General features: G+C 44.5%; 14 protein-coding genes and 2 tRNA genes. 13 read left to right on the top strand and 3 right to left on the bottom strand.

The window, feature by feature from the left end; translation table 11 throughout:
* The first annotated feature begins 147 nt into the window (after window positions 1-147).
* From secG to nlpI, 11 genes are all read left to right on the top strand, one after another.
* Window positions 148-483, top strand: coding sequence for a preprotein translocase subunit SecG (gene secG, locus AACS00_RS14850; RefSeq protein ID WP_072671369.1), 336 nt, complete (start codon window positions 148-150; stop codon window positions 481-483).
* A 26-nt stretch (window positions 484-509) separates the two neighbouring features.
* A tRNA-Leu gene (locus AACS00_RS14855) sits at window positions 510-593 on the top strand.
* A gap of 55 nt (window positions 594-648) precedes the next feature.
* A tRNA-Met gene (locus AACS00_RS14860) sits at window positions 649-725 on the top strand.
* Window positions 726-931: 206 nt separating this feature from the next.
* Window positions 932-1,387, top strand: a complete 456-nt coding sequence (gene rimP / locus AACS00_RS14865) for a ribosome maturation factor RimP (protein WP_072671368.1) — start codon at window positions 932-934, stop codon at window positions 1,385-1,387.
* A gap of 35 nt (window positions 1,388-1,422) precedes the next feature.
* A complete protein-coding gene (gene nusA, locus AACS00_RS14870; RefSeq protein ID WP_072671367.1) occupies window positions 1,423-2,910 on the top strand; it encodes a transcription termination factor NusA in 1,488 nt (495 codons plus the stop codon).
* 22 nt (window positions 2,911-2,932) lie between these two features.
* Entirely contained in the window at window positions 2,933-5,635 is a 2,703-nt protein-coding gene (infB, locus tag AACS00_RS14875; protein WP_110167857.1) for a translation initiation factor IF-2, read from the top strand.
* 96 nt (window positions 5,636-5,731) lie between these two features.
* Window positions 5,732-6,127, top strand: a complete 396-nt coding sequence (gene rbfA / locus AACS00_RS14880) for a 30S ribosome-binding factor RbfA (RefSeq protein WP_072671365.1) — start codon at window positions 5,732-5,734, stop codon at window positions 6,125-6,127.
* Window positions 6,127-7,065: a tRNA pseudouridine(55) synthase TruB gene (gene truB / locus AACS00_RS14885; RefSeq protein ID WP_072671364.1), complete on the top strand. Its 939-nt coding sequence runs from the start codon at window positions 6,127-6,129 to the stop codon at window positions 7,063-7,065. Before rbfA ends, truB begins: the two co-directional genes overlap by 1 nt.
* A gap of 126 nt (window positions 7,066-7,191) precedes the next feature.
* On the top strand, window positions 7,192-7,461 hold the full coding sequence (gene rpsO, locus AACS00_RS14890) for a 30S ribosomal protein S15 (protein WP_004394154.1): 270 nt from the start codon (window positions 7,192-7,194) through the stop codon (window positions 7,459-7,461).
* Between the two features lie 283 nt (window positions 7,462-7,744).
* On the top strand, window positions 7,745-9,880 hold the full coding sequence (pnp, locus tag AACS00_RS14895) for a polyribonucleotide nucleotidyltransferase (RefSeq protein WP_110167858.1): 2,136 nt from the start codon (window positions 7,745-7,747) through the stop codon (window positions 9,878-9,880).
* Window positions 9,881-9,997: 117 nt separating this feature from the next.
* Complete coding sequence (gene nlpI, locus AACS00_RS14900; protein ID WP_072671362.1) at window positions 9,998-10,903, top strand: lipoprotein NlpI; 906 nt, start codon at window positions 9,998-10,000, stop codon at window positions 10,901-10,903.
* Window positions 10,904-10,953: 50 nt separating this feature from the next.
* Here nlpI and AACS00_RS14905 read toward each other — a convergent pair whose 3' ends face one another.
* The 3 genes from AACS00_RS14905 to AACS00_RS14915 form a co-directional block, all read right to left on the bottom strand.
* Window positions 10,954-11,832 carry a U32 family peptidase gene (locus tag AACS00_RS14905; RefSeq protein WP_110167859.1) on the bottom strand — a complete coding sequence of 293 codons (879 nt, stop codon included), beginning with the start codon at window positions 11,830-11,832 and terminating at the stop codon, window positions 10,954-10,956.
* 13 nt (window positions 11,833-11,845) lie between these two features.
* Window positions 11,846-12,859: a ubiquinone anaerobic biosynthesis protein UbiU gene (gene ubiU / locus AACS00_RS14910; protein WP_072671360.1), complete on the bottom strand. Its 1,014-nt coding sequence runs from the start codon at window positions 12,857-12,859 to the stop codon at window positions 11,846-11,848.
* Between the two features lie 174 nt (window positions 12,860-13,033).
* Window positions 13,034-15,085, bottom strand: a complete 2,052-nt coding sequence (locus AACS00_RS14915; protein ID WP_110167860.1) for a sensor domain-containing protein — start codon at window positions 15,083-15,085, stop codon at window positions 13,034-13,036.
* Between the two features lie 204 nt (window positions 15,086-15,289).
* On the opposite strand from AACS00_RS14915, the gene ubiT reads away from it, so the two are divergent.
* Window positions 15,290-15,817: a ubiquinone anaerobic biosynthesis accessory factor UbiT gene (gene ubiT, locus AACS00_RS14920; RefSeq protein ID WP_072671358.1), complete on the top strand. Its 528-nt coding sequence runs from the start codon at window positions 15,290-15,292 to the stop codon at window positions 15,815-15,817.
* A complete protein-coding gene (locus AACS00_RS14925) occupies window positions 15,801-16,322 on the top strand; it encodes a GNAT family N-acetyltransferase (protein ID WP_110167861.1) in 522 nt (173 codons plus the stop codon). The genes ubiT and AACS00_RS14925 overlap by 17 nt, the downstream gene beginning before the upstream one ends.
* The last annotated feature ends 5 nt before the right edge of the window (window positions 16,323-16,327 follow it).

The following is a 16,327-nucleotide window of genomic DNA, read 5'->3' on the forward strand; positions in this document are numbered from 1 at the left end:
AAAAAGACTTTTTTGTTAAATACCGCTTGTCAGCGAAACGGGCATTCGTTAGTATTGCGTCCGCCCTCGATGAGGAGGTCGCTAGCCTTGTTTAAGTCGCATGATTGAACGGCGCTGGCTCAACAATTTGGAACATAGGTGGAAGCAATGTTTACAGTTCTACTTGTGATTTACCTGTTGGCAGCGGTTGGTATTATTGGCCTAGTGTTGATTCAACAAGGTAAAGGCGCAGATATGGGAGCCTCATTCGGTGCTGGCGCTTCAAACACAGTGTTTGGTGCTGGTGGCTCAGGTAACTTTTTAACCCGAATGACTGCAATTTTTGCAACCGCATTTTTTGTTATTAGCTTGGTGTTAGGCAACATGTCTACACACAAAACCGAATCACAATGGGTTGACCCGTTACAAGGTCATGTGGTCGAGCAAGCTGATAATTCAGTGAGTGATATTCCAGCCCCTAAAGGCGACGAGATTCCTCGCTAAGCTTATCCTAAGATAAGTCAGGTTATGCCGAGATGGTGAAATTGGTAGACACACTAGCATGAGGTGCTAGCGCCTATGGTGTGAGGGTTCGAGTCCCTCTCTCGGCACCATTATTTACAAACTTGTAAATCACCTTGTAGCGAGTATAATTGCCTACAAGTCGGACGCGGGGTGGAGCAGCTTGGTAGCTCGTCGGGCTCATAACCCGAAGGTCGTCGGTTCAAATCCGGCCCCCGCAACCATTTACCTGTCTGGTAAATTGGTGCAAGTTTGGCAGTGTTAACCTCACTGCAGTTGAGAATGATTTCTCAATTTATCAGGGTCCAGCAACAAAAAACCCCGACTTTCGGGGTTTTTTGTTATCTGAATTTCATCATGAAAATTTCAGGTGCTTGCTTGGAATTTAAATTGGGCTCTATGCCCTTTTTTTGTTTCTGGAGTGGTTTAAATGACTGGTTTAGAGAGACAACTTACTGAAATGCTTGAAGCACCAGTTGCAGCTGCAGGTTATGAGTTAGTTGGATTAGAATTTGTACGTGCTGGTGAACATTCAACACTGCGTATTTATATTGATCATGAGAATGGTATCACGGTTGATGCTTGTGCTGAAGTGAGTCACCAAGTCAGTGCGGTACTGGATGTTGAAGACCCAATTACTGTTGCTTACAACCTAGAAGTGTCCTCCCCAGGTTTGGAAAGACCACTCTTTAAAGCAGCACATTACGAGCAGTTTATAGGTCACGAGGTCAGCATTGTCTTGAAAATGGCTGTTGCTAATCGCCGTAAGTGGAAAGGTATTATCCATGCGGTTGAAGGCGAGACAGTCACTGTTATTACCGACGGGCAAGAAGAATATTTCGCCCTGAGTAATATTGCCAAAGCTAACCTGATCCCTAAATTTTAGTTCTCCTAGAGAATAGAGCTTAAGAGGCTATAACAATGAGTAAAGAAATTTTAGCGGTCGTTGAGGCGGTTTCTAATGAGAAAGCAGTACCTCGTGAACGTATTTTTGAAGCGTTAGAGACAGCTTTGGCGACTTCGACCAAGAAAAAACACGAAATGGAAATTGAGGTTCGTGTGGCCATTGATCGTAAAACCGGTGAGTTTGAAACTTTCCGTCGTTGGTTAGTGGTTGAAAATGTTGAGCATCCAACCAAAGAAATCTCGTTTGATGCGGCAAATTATGATGATGAAACGGTTCAGTTGGGTGATTACATTGAAGACCAAATTGAGTCAGTAACCTTTGATCGTATTACCACTCAAACCGCTAAGCAAGTGATTGTACAGAAAGTACGTGAAGCAGAGCGCGCTCAAATCGTTGAACAATTTATTGATAACGAAGGTGAGCTTGTTACTGGTGTCGTCAAAAAAGTGAATCGTGATAGCGTGATTGTTGATTTGGGCAACAACGCTGAAGCGGTGATTTTACGTGAAGATCAATTACCACGTGAAAACTTCCGTTCAGGTGACCGAGTGCGTGGCTTGCTTTTCAAAGTGGCTCCCGAAGCTCGTGGTTTCCAACTGTTTATTACGCGCTCTAAACCGGAAATGCTTGCTGAACTCTTCCGCGTTGAAGTTCCAGAAATTGGCGAAGAGATGATCGAGCTAAAAGGTGCTGCCCGTGATCCTGGCTCGCGCGCTAAAATTGCGGTGAAAAGCAATGATAAGCGTATCGACCCTGTCGGTGCTTGCGTTGGTATGCGCGGCGCGCGTGTACAAGCGGTTTCTAGTGAACTAGGTGGTGAGCGTATCGATATCGTGCTGTGGGATGATAACCCTGCTCAGTTCGTTATCAATGCGATGGCTCCTGCTGATGTGGCTTCGATCATTGTTGATGAAGACGCCCACTCAATGGATATTGCGGTTGAAGCTGATAATTTAGCTCAAGCGATTGGTCGCAATGGTCAAAACGTCCGCTTAGCTTCTCAACTTACTGGTTGGGAGCTCAACGTGATGACGGTTGCAGATTTACAGAAAAAGCATCAAGAAGAATCAACAGCCTCTATCGAGAAATTTATGAAGTACCTCGATATTGAGCAAGATTTTGCCGAGATGTTAGTAGAAGAAGGTTTCTCTACATTAGAAGAGATAGCTTATGTCCCAGTGAGCGAGTTGCTTGAAATTGATGGTCTGAATGAAGAGATCATTGAAGAAATACGCGCTCGTGCTAAGGACGCATTAACGACAATTGCCCTAACGCAAGAAGAGTCATTTGAAGGACTTGAGCCAGCAGAAGATCTGCTTGGTTTAGCTGGCTTAGAGCGTGATATGGCATTCAAATTGGCAGCGAAAGGAGTAGCTACTCTGGAAGATCTCGCTGACCAAGGCATCGACGATCTTGAAGGTATTGAAGGCCTAACCGGAGAGCGTGCGGGCGAACTAATTATGGCGGCTCGCAATATTTGTTGGTTTGGCGAAGACGCATAGTTTCAGCAGGGGAGGAAGCGGCATGACACAACTTACAGTTAAAGCACTGAGTGAAGAAATTGGTACGCCAGTTGACCGCTTATTAGAACAGCTTGCTGATGCAGGTATGGAAAAAGCGGGTTCAGATAATGTAAGTGAAGAAGAGAAACAAAAACTTCTTACTCATTTGCGTAAAGAACATGGTGAAGGTTCTGAGCCGACTCGTTTAACCCTCCAGCGTAAAACCCGCAGCACATTGAGTGTGAATGCCGGTGGTGGTAAAAGTAAGAATGTTCAGGTTGAAGTGCGCAAAAAACGGACGTATGTTAAGCGCAGTGTAATTGAGGATGATGCTAAACGTGAAGCTGAAGAAGCAGCGCAACGTGAAGCAGAAGAAAAAGCCAAACGTGAAGCGGAAGCTGCATTGAAACGTGAGGCTGAAGAAAAGGCTGCACGTGAAGCGCAAGAGAAAGCGAAGCGTGAAGCCGAAGAGAAGGCGAAGCGTGAAGCCGAAGAAGCTCAACGTGATGTACCGGTTGAAGTCAATCAAGCAAAACGTGAGCGTTCTGCACAAGATAAATCAAAGCAAGAAGCAGCACGAAAAGAGGCCGAACAATTAAAACGCCGCCAAGAAGAAGAGGCTCAGCGTAAAATTGAAGAGGAAAGTAAGCGTCAACTAGAGATTGCACGTGAATTGGCCGAAAAAAATAAAGATCGCTGGTCTGCTGAAGAAGAGAAAAAAGGCAATATGCAAGAAGATACCGATTACCATCTAACCACCTCAACTCATGCACGTGAGGCGGAAGATGAAGCAGACCGTCGTGAAGAAGGCGCTCGTCGTGCAGCCAAACTGAAGAAGACGAAATTATCCTCGCGTGATGATAAACAAGAGCGTGGTTCACGTACTCGTGGCGGTAAAGCGGGACGTAAAGGTCGTATTAATAAACCGACATCAATGCAACATGGCTTCGATAAGAGCGCGGTTGTTGCTAAATCAGACGTTGTGATTGGTGAAACCATCGTGATTTCAGAGCTGGCCAATAAGATGTCGGTAAAAGCCACTGAAGTCATCAAAGTGATGATGAAAATGGGCGCTATGGCTACCATCAACCAAGTAATTGACCAAGAAACGGCTCAATTAGTGGCAGAAGAGATGGGGCATAAAGTTATTTTACGTAAAGAAAATGAGCTAGAAGAAGCGATTCTTTCTGATCGTGATAACAAGTTTGAACTCGTTTCACGCGCTCCTGTGGTAACGATTATGGGTCACGTTGACCATGGTAAAACGTCAACGCTTGACTACATTCGTCGTACTCACGTGGCCGATGCAGAAGCGGGTGGTATCACCCAGCACATTGGTGCTTACCACGTAGAAACCCCTAACGGTATGATTACCTTCCTTGATACTCCGGGACACGCTGCGTTTACTTCAATGCGTGCTCGTGGTGCTAAAGCGACGGATATCGTTGTGTTGGTTGTTGCTGCAGATGATGGTGTTATGCCACAAACCGTAGAAGCGATCCAGCATGCGAAAGCAGCGGGTGTTCCTCTTATCGTTGCGGTCAACAAAATCGATAAAGAAGCGGCTAATCCAGATAACGTAAAAAATGAGCTGGCTCAGTACGATATCATGCCTGAAGAGTGGGGCGGCGAAAACATGTTCGTCCATATCTCAGCTAAACAAGGTACCAATATTGATGGCTTACTCGAAGCGATTCTTCTGCAAGCAGAAGTCCTTGAGTTGAAAGCAGTGAAAGAAGGTATGGCGTCAGGCGTCGTGATTGAATCTCGTCTAGATAAAGGCCGTGGTCCAGTTGCCACCGTCTTGGTTCAGTCGGGTACCTTGAATAAAGGTGACATCGTTTTATGTGGTCAGGAATATGGCCGTGTACGTGCGATGCGTGATGAAGTGGGTAACGAAATTGAACATGCTGGCCCTTCTATTCCAGTTGAGATCCTTGGTTTATCAGGCGTTCCTTCTGCGGGTGATGAAGCTACAGTGGTTCGTGATGAGCGTAAGGCTCGTGAAGTGGCCAACTATCGTCAAGGTAAATTCCGTGATGTTAAACTGGCTCGTCAACAGAAGTCTAAACTTGAGAATATGTTCTCGAATATGACGGCTGGTGATGTCGCTGAGTTGAACGTGGTACTGAAAGCTGACGTACAAGGTTCTGTAGAAGCGATCGCCGAATCACTGAAAAAACTATCAACCGATGAAGTTAAAGTGAACATTGTTGGTTCTGGTGTTGGTGGTATCACGGAGACTGATGCTGTATTAGCAGCAGCGTCGAACGCTATCGTCGTTGGCTTTAACGTCCGTGCGGATGCTTCTGCTCGTCGTACGATTGAAGATGAAAATATCGATCTACGTTACTACTCGATCATTTACCAATTGATCGACGAAGTGAAGCAAGCCATGAGCGGTATGCTTGCACCTGAATTTAAGCAAGAGATCATTGGTCTTGCCCAAGTACGTGATGTCTTTAAATCACCTAAACTGGGTGCAATTGCGGGTTGTATGGTAACGGAAGGCACCATTAAGCGTAATAGTCCAATTCGCGTTCTACGTGATAACGTTGTTATTTACGAAGGCGAACTTGAGTCACTACGTCGTTTCAAAGATGATGTGTCTGAAGTTAAGAATGGTTACGAATGTGGTATCGGCGTTAAAAACTACAACGACGTACGTGTGGGTGACCAGATCGAAGTCTTTGAAACCGTTGAGATCCAGCGTACCATCGACTAGCAACTAAAATTGCATTTACGGTAATGTTAGGTTGTTGAATACACCATGGGGGGCTGGGAAACCATCCCCCCATTCTTTCTATTAGTGAGAAAAAATATGCCAAAAGAATTTAGCCGTACTCAGCGAGTGGCTCAGCAATTACAAAAAGAATTAGCGATGATTTTACAACGTGAAGTTCGTGATTCACGTTTAGGAATGGTCACCATATCCGATGTGGAAGTATCAAGAGACCTAGCGTATGCGAAAGTATTTGTGACCTTCCTTTGCATCGGTGAACAAACGCCAGAGTCTTGTCTCAAGGCGCTGCGTGAACATGAAGTACATATTCGTATGATGCTTGGTAAGCGAATTCGTTTACGTTTAACACCAGAAATTCGCTTCCATTATGACAACACGTTAGTGGAAGGGATGCGGATGTCTAACTTAGTGACTGAAGTGGTCAATCAAGATAAACGTCGTCAACAAGATGCAGGTCGAGAGGACGAAGAGTAATGGCACGACGTCGTAAAGGCCGTGCGATTAACGGCGTCTTACTACTCGATAAAACCACTGGTATCTCATCGAACGATATATTACAGAAAGTGAAACGCCTCTATTTTGCTGAAAAAGCAGGACATACTGGTGCGCTTGATCCATTAGCGACAGGGATGTTACCAATTTGTTTGGGGGAGGCGACCAAGTTTTCTCAGTTTTTACTCGATTCAGATAAGCGTTATCGCGTGATTGCTAAATTAGGTCAGCGCACCGATACCTCAGATTCAGATGGTCAAGTCGTGGAAACTCGTCCGGTCAACGTACAGCGTGAAACATTACTGACTCATATTGCTTCTTTTCAGGGGCAAACTTGGCAAGTTCCTTCGATGTTTTCGGCATTAAAACATCAAGGTAAACCACTTTATGAGTATGCACGCCAAGGGATTGAAGTTGCCCGTGAAGCTCGAAAAATCAATGTCTATGAAATCACCTTACATCGTTTTGAAGGCGATGAAGTAGAGATGGAGGTTCACTGCTCGAAAGGAACTTACATTCGAACGATTGTCGATGATTTGGGTGAAATGCTCGGTTGTGGTGCCCATGTTACTATGTTGCGTCGTATTGGGGTGGCGAATTACCCCTATCAAAACATGGTGACTTTAGAGCAATTGAATGCCTTGGTTGAACAAGCGCAGGGCGAAGAGAGCGACAAGTATCAGCGGCTGGATGAACTACTGCTGCCTATGGATACCGCCGTGCAAGATTTGCCTGAGGTTAATGTTATCTCTGAGTTGGCAAATATGATTCAACATGGACAAGCGGTACAAGTTTTCGGCGCTCCCACTGAAGGTCTGGTTAGAATGACCGAAGGAGCACAACGGCGTTTTCTTGGAGTCGGGCAGATTGATCAAGATGGCAAAGTGGCGCCGAAACGTTTAGTGGTTTATCCGCAATAATCGATTCAGGTTGAGTGAGTTTGCGCTTGTGTGTCAGCTCGTTATTCCCTATAATTCGCGCTCGCGTGTCGGCTGAATCAGAGATTGGCTGGCACAATAATAAACTTAACTCTTTAGGAGAGAATGATGTCTCTGAATGCAGAAACTAAAGCAGCAATCGTTGCTGAATACGCACGTGCCGAAGGCGATACTGGTTCACCAGAAGTACAAGTAGCATTGCTAACTGCTTCTATCAACCACCTACAAGGTCACTTCAAAACGCACAAAGGCGATCACCACAGCCGTCGTGGTCTGCTACGTATGGTTTCAAGTCGTCGTAAACTTCTAGATTACCTAAAAGGTAAAGATCTAGGACGCTACCAAGACCTTATCAAACGTCTAGGCCTACGTCGCTAATCAGTGGCTGCATAGTACAGTTTGTTTAAAAAAGGGGCATTAGCCCCTTTTTTGTTATCTAAATTTGGCATATCCCTAGCTAAGTAGTTTATACTACACCCCGTCCAACTTTGATGGTTGGCACGGTTATTTCTCATCGCATTACAGTCACCCCAGTCGACCAGCAGGTCGCGGCTATTAAAAAAAGATTAGGACCCATGAGTCTTTTTTTACTAGTCGCGATTGGTAGTGCTTTGAGTCTTGTTCAATTTATCTAGGTCTTACCTAGAAAAGGAAAAACTTAATGTTCGAAAAACCAGTAGTGAAAACTTTCCAATACGGTAATCATACCGTGACGTTAGAAACCGGCGTAATGGCTCGCCAAGCGACAGCCGCTGTAATGGCAACGATGGATGATACCGCCGTTTTTGTTTCTGTGGTTGGTAAAAAAGATGCCGTAGAAGGACAAGATTTCTTCCCACTTACCGTTAACTACCAAGAGCGTACTTACGCTGCGGGTAAAATCCCAGGTGGTTTCTTTAAACGTGAAGGTCGCCCTTCAGAAAGTGAAACATTAATCGCTCGTCTTATTGACCGCCCAATTCGCCCTCTATTCCCAGATGCATTCACAAATGAAGTGCAAGTGATTGCTACCGTGGTTTCGGTCAATCCGAACGTGCAGCCAGACATCATTACTATGATTGGTACCTCTGCAGCCCTCGCTATTTCTGGTATGCCATTTAATGGTCCAATTGGTGCAGCTCGTGTTGGTCATATCAATGGTCAATTAGTTCTTAACCCAAGCCCGAAAGAGTTGGATCAATCTCGTCTTGACCTTGTTGTGTCAGGAACCGAAGGTGCGGTATTGATGGTCGAGTCCGAAGCAGACATTCTTAGCGAAGAAGAGATGTTGGCGGCAGTGGTTTATGGTCACGATCAACAACAAGTGGTGATCAATGCTATTAACGAGTTCGCGGCTGAAGTTGCCACTCCAGCTTGGGAATGGGTTGCACCACAAGAAAATACGGCATTAAAAGAGACCATTGCTCAGTTAGCTGAAGCTCGTCTAACGGAAGCGTATCAAATCATCGAAAAAATGGCGCGTTACGAAAAAGTTGCAACGATCAAAGCTGATGTGATTGCGGCCATTCTTGCTGAAGATGATTCGCAAGATGTGATGAAAATCAAGAAGCTGCTAGGCGCACTTGAAAAGCAAGTCGTTCGTGGACGCATCATAGCTGGTGAAAAACGCATTGATGGTCGTGAAAAAGACATGATCCGTGCTTTGGATGTCCGTACTGGTGTATTACCACGTACTCACGGTAGTTCTTTGTTTACTCGTGGTGAAACGCAAGCGTTAGTTACGGCGACACTAGGTACTCAACGTGATGCTCAAATCATTGATGAGTTAACGGGTGAGCGTAAAGATTACTTTATGTTGCATTACAACTTCCCTCCTTACTGTGTTGGTGAGACAGGTTTTGTTGGTTCACCGAAACGTCGTGAAATAGGTCATGGTCGTTTGGCTAAGCGCGGTATTGCAGCAGTAATGCCTTCTGCGGATGAATTCCCGTACACAGTACGTGTTGTTTCTGAGATCACTGAATCAAACGGTTCATCATCAATGGCCTCAGTATGTGGTTCATCTTTGGCTCTTATGGATGCTGGCGTACCGATTAAAGCTTCTGTTGCTGGTATCGCGATGGGACTTGTCAAAGAAGACGAGAACTTCGTTGTCCTGTCTGACATTTTGGGTGATGAAGACCATCTTGGTGATATGGACTTTAAAGTAGCAGGTACTTCAAACGGTGTGACTGCACTACAAATGGATATTAAGATCGAAGGTATCACCAAAGAGATCATGCAGATTGCATTGAACCAAGCGAAAGGTGCTCGTTTGCACATTCTTTCGGTTATGGATCAAGCGATTGCTGGTGCTCGCGATGATATTTCAGAATTTGCGCCTCGTATTCATACCATGAAGATCAGCTCTGAAAAGATCAAAGACGTGATTGGTAAAGGCGGTGCGGTGATTCGTATGTTGACCGAAGAAACGGGCACAACGATTGAAATCGAAGATGACGGTACGATCAAAATTGCCGCAACGGATGGTGAGCAAGCACAAGAAGCGATTCGTCGTATTATGCAAATTACCGCTGAAGTAGAAGTCGGTAAGATTTATACGGGTAAAGTCGCTCGTCTTGCTGACTTTGGTGCTTTTGTGACGATTCTACCTGGTAAAGATGGCCTAGTACATATTTCACAAATCGCGGATAAGCGTATTGAAAAAGTATCAGATGTCCTTGCTGAAGGCCAAGAAGTACAAGTCAAAGTGTTGGAAATTGACCGCCAGGGTCGTGTTCGTCTGAGCATGAAAGAAGCGGTAGAGAAGCCAGCAGAAGAAGCCAGCGCAGAAAATGCTGCACCTGCAGCAGAATAATTGCTCAGCGAAACAAGTGAAATAACAGTTTTCGCTTTTTCGTTATAAAGCATGTTATAAAGGGAGCCTATTCGCTCCCTTTTTTATTGATTAGGGGAACCACAGGAGTACTGATTTGTGAAATGGTTTCAAAGCGCTCTAGTAAGTGTCATGGTTTTGTTATTGGCTGGATGCGCCTCAAAAGGTGGTTCTCAAGCAACGCACTGGGTCTATCCACCGATGGCGATTCCCTTACAATCCACGATTCAGCAGGAAGTGCAGATTGCTCGTTTAAGCCAATTATTACAGCGTACTGACTTGAACGATGAACTGCGGGCAAAAATGTTTTTTGAACGTGGTAATGGCTACGATAATCTCGGATTGCGAGATTTAGCACGATTAGACTTTACTCAGTCATTAGCCTTAAACCCAGCTCAACCCGATATTTTTAATTTGCTTGGGGTCTATTATACCGAAGCCGGTGAATTTGATGCTGCTTATGAAGCATTTGACTCTACTTTAGAGCTCGATCCGAGTAATGAATACGCCCTGAGAAATCGAGCTATCGCCCTGTATTATGGTGATCGACCAGAGCTGGCGTTACAAGATATTCAAGCTCATTACCAGCAAGATCCGAGTGATCCTTTTCGCGCTTTATGGCTCTACATTATTCAATCGGATGTCAATCCACAGCAAGCGAAGCATGATTTATTGAACCGCTATCAAGAGCATGATGAGCAGTGGGGATGGGTATTGGTTGGTGTTATGTTGGATGAAATCCCTCAAGATCAAGTATTTAAAGCACTATTAACCACTACTCGTGATAATACTTTATTGGCGCAGCAGCTCACAGAAGCTTACTTCTATCTTGGCAAACGTTATCAAATGGAAGATAACTTCGCTCAAGCCATTTCGCTGTATAAATTAGCGATTGCTTTTAATGTCTATGAGTATGTTGAGCATCGTTATGCCTTTATTGAATTAGGCCGTATGTATCATGATTTGCGAGAAGCTCATTTAGCCAAAGCGCGAGTCGAACAATAACGTGATTTACGGACGCCCAAGCCAATTTTTATCAGTTGGGCGTCAGAGAACTATTGATAATGAACGTCTAATCCTGGTAATTGATGCCAATAACCATTGCATTGATGGTTGTCTAACTGTTGAGGATGCTCGGCGTTTTGATTGGCTCTAAACGCATCGATAAGTGAAAAAGTCTCCTGCCCTAATGGACTAAGACGAACGACATCGACGAATCCTTGCATGCCTGCTTGCTCATTGATTAAGTTATAGCAATAACCAGATTGAGTTTGAATGCCATTGAGGTTAAAGACGGCTTGTCCCTCCTGGCTAGTGACCTGAATACCGGTTGGATAGCGAATACAACAGGTTTGACATTCGTCTTTAGCGAGGTTTTCTGCGCGCGCAGTGAAACAGCGGGCAGAATAGGCTAGTGGTAAATATCCATGGGCAAATACCTCTGTGGTAAACTTGCTACGAATATTTAAATCATCACATTGATTTAAGACATTGATTAACCACTCACGTGACAACTCAACCGGCATACACCAGCGAATCATACCTTGTTGTAGAAATCGTTTGAGAACATAAGCGTTATAGCAGTTGATGGCAGGACCAACGACAAAGGGAACGCCTTGTTGAGAAGCGAGTTGGATAGCGGCTACGTCATTTGCTTCAATAGTAAATTCACCGTTATCAATATACTTCTTCATCAGATTGATTTCACTGGGCGCTTCCAAGAGTGCCATGGTTGAGAGAACGACCTCTTTTCCCTCTCCAGCAAGCTGTTTCGCCATATCGAGCCAATCAGCAGCCTTTATTTCTCGACGTTTTGAACATACTGTTTCCCCCAAATAAATGATTTCTGCTGAGCTAGAGCAAGCTTGTTGATAAAACGATTCGACGTCGGTTTTGGGCCAAAAATACAGTAATGGACCTAAAGCGTATTTCATGATGATTATCCTATTATTGCCACTGTCGATGATAGGCACCGAGCGTGGTTTGTCTCCCTTCTGATACATTAGCTAGACAGTTATCCCACTCGGTTCGAACTTGATAACGCTCTGGGGCAGCAAGATAGCTATCAATCGCTGCACGCCAAGTTCGGGTGACTTGTTCAACGTAGGCAGGGCTGCGTTGTCGTCCTTCAATCTTGACTGAGGCGACATTAGCGGCAAACAATTCTGGCAACATCGACAGTGTGTTTAAACTTGTCGGTTCTTCAAGCGCGTGATAATGCTTGGATTGACCCGCGATATCACTGATAAAGCGTCCTTTGCATAAGGTCGGATAGCCTGCATTTTCACCGTGTTTATAGCGGTCGATCAGAACGTTATTTAAGCGAGACTCAAGTCCACTATCTGTTTCTTGCCAGCGAACATATTTGGCTGGTGAGCAAGCGCCAACCGTATTAGGGGATTCTCCCGTTAGGTAAGAAGATAGATAACAGCGGCCTTCGGACATAATACATAGGCTACCAAAAGCGAAGACTTCTAGCTCTACGCCAGCAGGGATTGTCCGAGACAGTTGTTTTACTTGATGAATGGAGAGCACTCGAGGTAGCACAACACGCTTAATATTGAATTGCTGCTGATAGTATTCGATCGCTTTCGCATTCGTCGCCGAAGCTTGTACGGAAAGGTGTAATTCCATCTCTGGATAATGTTGCGTTGCGTAATCTAATAAAGCTATATCAGCGATGATCAAAGCATCAACACCTGCATTTACCGCTTTATCAACGGCTTGTGTCCAGCGCTGAAATCCTTCAGGATGGGCAAAAGTGTTTAAAGCGACATGAACTTTTTTACGCCGATCATGGGCATATTGAATCGCTTTATCGAGTTTGTTACCACTAAAATTGAGTCCTGCGAAGTGGCGGGCATTGGTCTCATCTTTGAAGCCGAGATAGACCGCATCGGCGCCACAATCAACGGCGGTTTTAAGGGCTGGTAAGTTACCCGCTGGGCAGAGTAGTTCCATTGCTCATTACTGTCTTTAAGAAATTTGCGTTAGTGTAAAAATTATTCTGTGCTAGGGAATTGATATAAGGCAGGTTTCAGGCAATCAATGGCTATTTTAGAAGACTCGTAGTAAAGAAAAGCACCGATCTAGCAATAGGAGGGATCGATAGAGTGAATAACAATACGCAGTGCTTTAGTAACTACGGCGATGTTGAGAAAAGAGAACTTCGACCTCTTCTTTAGGTTGGGGACGATAAAAATGAAAGCCTTGGATGGTATGGCAATGGAGGTTAGATAACAGTATCGCTTGCTGCTGAGTTTCAACGCCTTCTGCTACCACCGTTAGGTTGAGCGATTGACCCAGTTTAATAATGCTTTCGATCACCGTGATCTGTTTGGGCAATGTATCCATATCGCTGATAAATGATCGATCAATTTTTAATTCATCGATTGGAAAACGAGCTAAGTACGCCAGTGATGAGTAACCGGTTCCAAAATCGTCAATCGATAAGCTAAAGCCTAATTTTTTGATCGCACTGAGCATTTGTAGAGTATGTTCACTCCCACTCATGATCGCACTTTCGGTCAATTCAAAGGTAATATAGCGAGGATTTAATTGGGTTTGGCGAAGCAGCTTAGTTAGGTAATCGATTAATTGTGGGTTGGCAAACTGTTCCGGCGAGATATTGATTGCAACATTGCCGGGAAGTAGATTTTGTTGTTCCCAACGCTTAACGGTCGTAAACACTTCGCGAATCACCACTCTGCCCAGATGCTCGATTAACCCCGCTTTTTCTGCAACAGGAATAAAAGCACCAGGACTGATGTACCCTTCAATTGGATGCTTCCAACGCACTAACGCCTCGGCACCATTAATACTAAAATCACGCGCGTTGACTTTGGGTTGATACCAGACTTCCAAACCATTTTGTTGCAAGGCTTTTTGCAGCTCAATTTCTAGCCATAGGCGCATGCGCGCTTCTTTGTTCATTTGATTATTAAATTGTACTAAACGATTACGGCCACGTTCTTTAGCTTCATACATCGCGGTATCAGCATTTTGCAGTAATACTCGGGCATTATGGCCATCGCCAGGGTAAACCACGCTACCAATAGAACACGCTAAGCGTTTACTAAAGTGATGTAAATCAAACGGTTGATTAATTAAGTTGATGATCCGTTCTGCAAGATCTTCACCGCTGTGGCGATGTTCAGGATAAGGTAAGATGAGCGCAAACTCATCTCCGCCCAAATGACCGAGTATCGCTTGCGAGGGCAGCAAACGCTTTAGACGGATTGCGACCTCTTTTATTACGTTGTCGCCGATATGATGCCCTAACGAATCATTAATATTTTTAAAGTTATCAATGTCTAGATAGAGCATGATCAACGGTGTATGTTGTTCAATCAGATAATCAAGACGTTTGATAAAGCTGGAACGTGTATAGACGCCACTTAAGGTATCTATATACCCCTCATCGCTTTGACAAGTGGATGACAGAGGTAATATCGGCGATTTATCTTCCCTATTTTCCATAACGACAAGCTGAGCATGGCTACCGAAGAGTGGGGTTCTCACTGCACTTAACTGAACCCTTTTCGGCGGACCGTAATCAGCATGCGTCAAACAATGAATAGGGTTAATCAGCAACTGTTGCACCAAAGTAGGATTAAAACTGCTTTGGTTGGTGTCATCGCTAAATAATGCGGAAAGCGACTCGCCTAATAAATCATGGCTTTCATCGAACCCAAATAAGCGAGCTGCAGAAGGATTAGCCGCCAGTATGCAATCCTCCTCAACTAATAAAACCCCTTCATTGAGTAGCGTGCTGAGTGCGTTGAACTTAAGTTCGGATTCTTGCAGTGACCGCAGGAGCCTTTGTTGCTCAGAGGTTTCTAAGGCATGAACAATAATATAATCAGGATGATCAGCCCGATGAATGAGAGGCGTTATGCTGATGTGCCATTGACTGGCAATATCAGACGGGGAATTGAGTGTTAGCGTCAGCTCTTGTGCTTGTCCTGCAAAGGCATTGATATAATAAGGTTTGATTTGCTGATAGAAAGCGTCTCCGAACGTATCATTATCATTCATGCCGATTAGCTCAAAGCAGGTTAAACCACTCAGTTCGGCATAACGTTCATTGATCAAAACATAGTGATGCTGGCGATCTAAAATAGCCACAAACGCTGGATTAGAAGCGGTAATATGGCCAAACCAATAAGATAAATCTTGAACGGTCATCAAAATATGACCAATGTTATACAGTATGTACTATTCACGGTAAGAATTACTCATCAAAGACCCATCAACTATAACCTTGATTCCATTGGCTGAAAAGCGTCATTGCCATCTTAATCGATAACCATTTTTTGATGCATAACAGGTATTGTGAGCTTAACATCCATTATGATAGTGCTCAGTCTCTTAAGGTAACGGATAATACGCGTGATAAACAAGATTCGTCGTCAACTCGTACAAAATGCCCCATCAATTTTGCGATCTCCAGTCCATTTATTGCCTCATCGAGTACAAAAAATAGCCTTGTTAGAGGGGCTGAAGTTGGTTTTTCAAGAAGCGCTCGCTGATGGCGATTTTGAGTTTCTGGAGGGAAAATGGCTTAAAATCGAAATACATGATATCGCATTACGTTGGTTTATTAGCTATCAACATCCGCAGTTAATCGTCGCCGATTGCCCTTGCCAAGAAGATGTCAGTTTTAGTGGATGTTTGAATGATTTTATTTTGATTGCAGGTCGCAAAGAAGATCCAGATACTTTGTTCTTTCAAAGGCGTTTGTCGATTGAAGGGGATACCGAACTAGGATTAGCCGTTAAAAACTTGATGGATAGTGTGGATCTTGAACAATTACCTCAGGGATTGCAAATTTTGCTTCACCAGTTGGCTGATTTTGTGCATAAAGGCATGCAGATGCCAAACACACAAAATGAGGTAATGAATGCTTATTCGAACTGAAGTTCCTGCGGATATTCTTGCTGTTGAGCGATTATTAAGCGCGGTATTTGCTACCGATAGCGAAGCCAATTTGGTCACAGCGCTACGTGAGAATGGGCGTCGAACACTATCGTTAGTGGCATGTGATGAGCAAGGCGAAATTATCGGCTACGCTCTGTTTAGCCCTGTCACTCTTAATGGTGAGGATCTTAATTGGCAAGGCTTAGCCCCCTTAGCGGTGGCGAAAGAGCATCGCAAGCAAGGTATCGGTGCAATGCTGGTGAATGAGGGATTAAGTTCGCTCGGTGAGCTGGGCTATCCTGCTTGTGTCGTATTGGGCGATCCTAATTATTATCAACGCTTTGGCTTTAACGATGCGCAACGGTATGGTTTCTCCTGCCCATGGCCTGAACTCGCTTCTGCTTTTCAAGTGGTGGCTTTATGGGAGGAGGCGTTTATTGAACGCCAAGGGCTGATTGAGTATTGCCCTGAGTTTACTGATGCCTTTAAGCATTTAGATACGTAACAGGA

Source organism: Vibrio sp. 11986-1-5, from assembly GCF_963878025.1.
Lineage (GTDB): Bacteria > Pseudomonadota > Gammaproteobacteria > Enterobacterales > Vibrionaceae > Vibrio > Vibrio injensis.

Excerpts from the sequence above, each read along its gene's own strand:
- secG (WP_072671369.1), top strand. The coding sequence starts at position 148 with ATGTTTACAGTTCTACTTGTGATTTACCTGTTGGCAGCGGTTGGTATT.
- rimP (WP_072671368.1), top strand. The coding sequence starts at position 932 with ATGACTGGTTTAGAGAGACAACTTACTGAAATGCTTGAAGCACCAGTT.
- nusA (WP_072671367.1), top strand. The coding sequence starts at position 1,423 with ATGAGTAAAGAAATTTTAGCGGTCGTTGAGGCGGTTTCTAATGAGAAA.
- infB (WP_110167857.1), top strand. The coding sequence starts at position 2,933 with ATGACACAACTTACAGTTAAAGCACTGAGTGAAGAAATTGGTACGCCA.
- rbfA (WP_072671365.1), top strand. The coding sequence starts at position 5,732 with ATGCCAAAAGAATTTAGCCGTACTCAGCGAGTGGCTCAGCAATTACAA.
- truB (WP_072671364.1), top strand. The coding sequence starts at position 6,127 with ATGGCACGACGTCGTAAAGGCCGTGCGATTAACGGCGTCTTACTACTC.
- rpsO (WP_004394154.1), top strand. The coding sequence starts at position 7,192 with ATGTCTCTGAATGCAGAAACTAAAGCAGCAATCGTTGCTGAATACGCA.
- pnp (WP_110167858.1), top strand. The coding sequence starts at position 7,745 with ATGTTCGAAAAACCAGTAGTGAAAACTTTCCAATACGGTAATCATACC.
- AACS00_RS14905 (WP_110167859.1), bottom strand. The coding sequence starts at position 11,832 with ATGAAATACGCTTTAGGTCCATTACTGTATTTTTGGCCCAAAACCGAC.
- ubiU (WP_072671360.1), bottom strand. The coding sequence starts at position 12,859 with ATGGAACTACTCTGCCCAGCGGGTAACTTACCAGCCCTTAAAACCGCC.
- AACS00_RS14915 (WP_110167860.1), bottom strand. The coding sequence starts at position 15,085 with ATGACCGTTCAAGATTTATCTTATTGGTTTGGCCATATTACCGCTTCT.
- AACS00_RS14925 (WP_110167861.1), top strand. The coding sequence starts at position 15,801 with ATGCTTATTCGAACTGAAGTTCCTGCGGATATTCTTGCTGTTGAGCGA.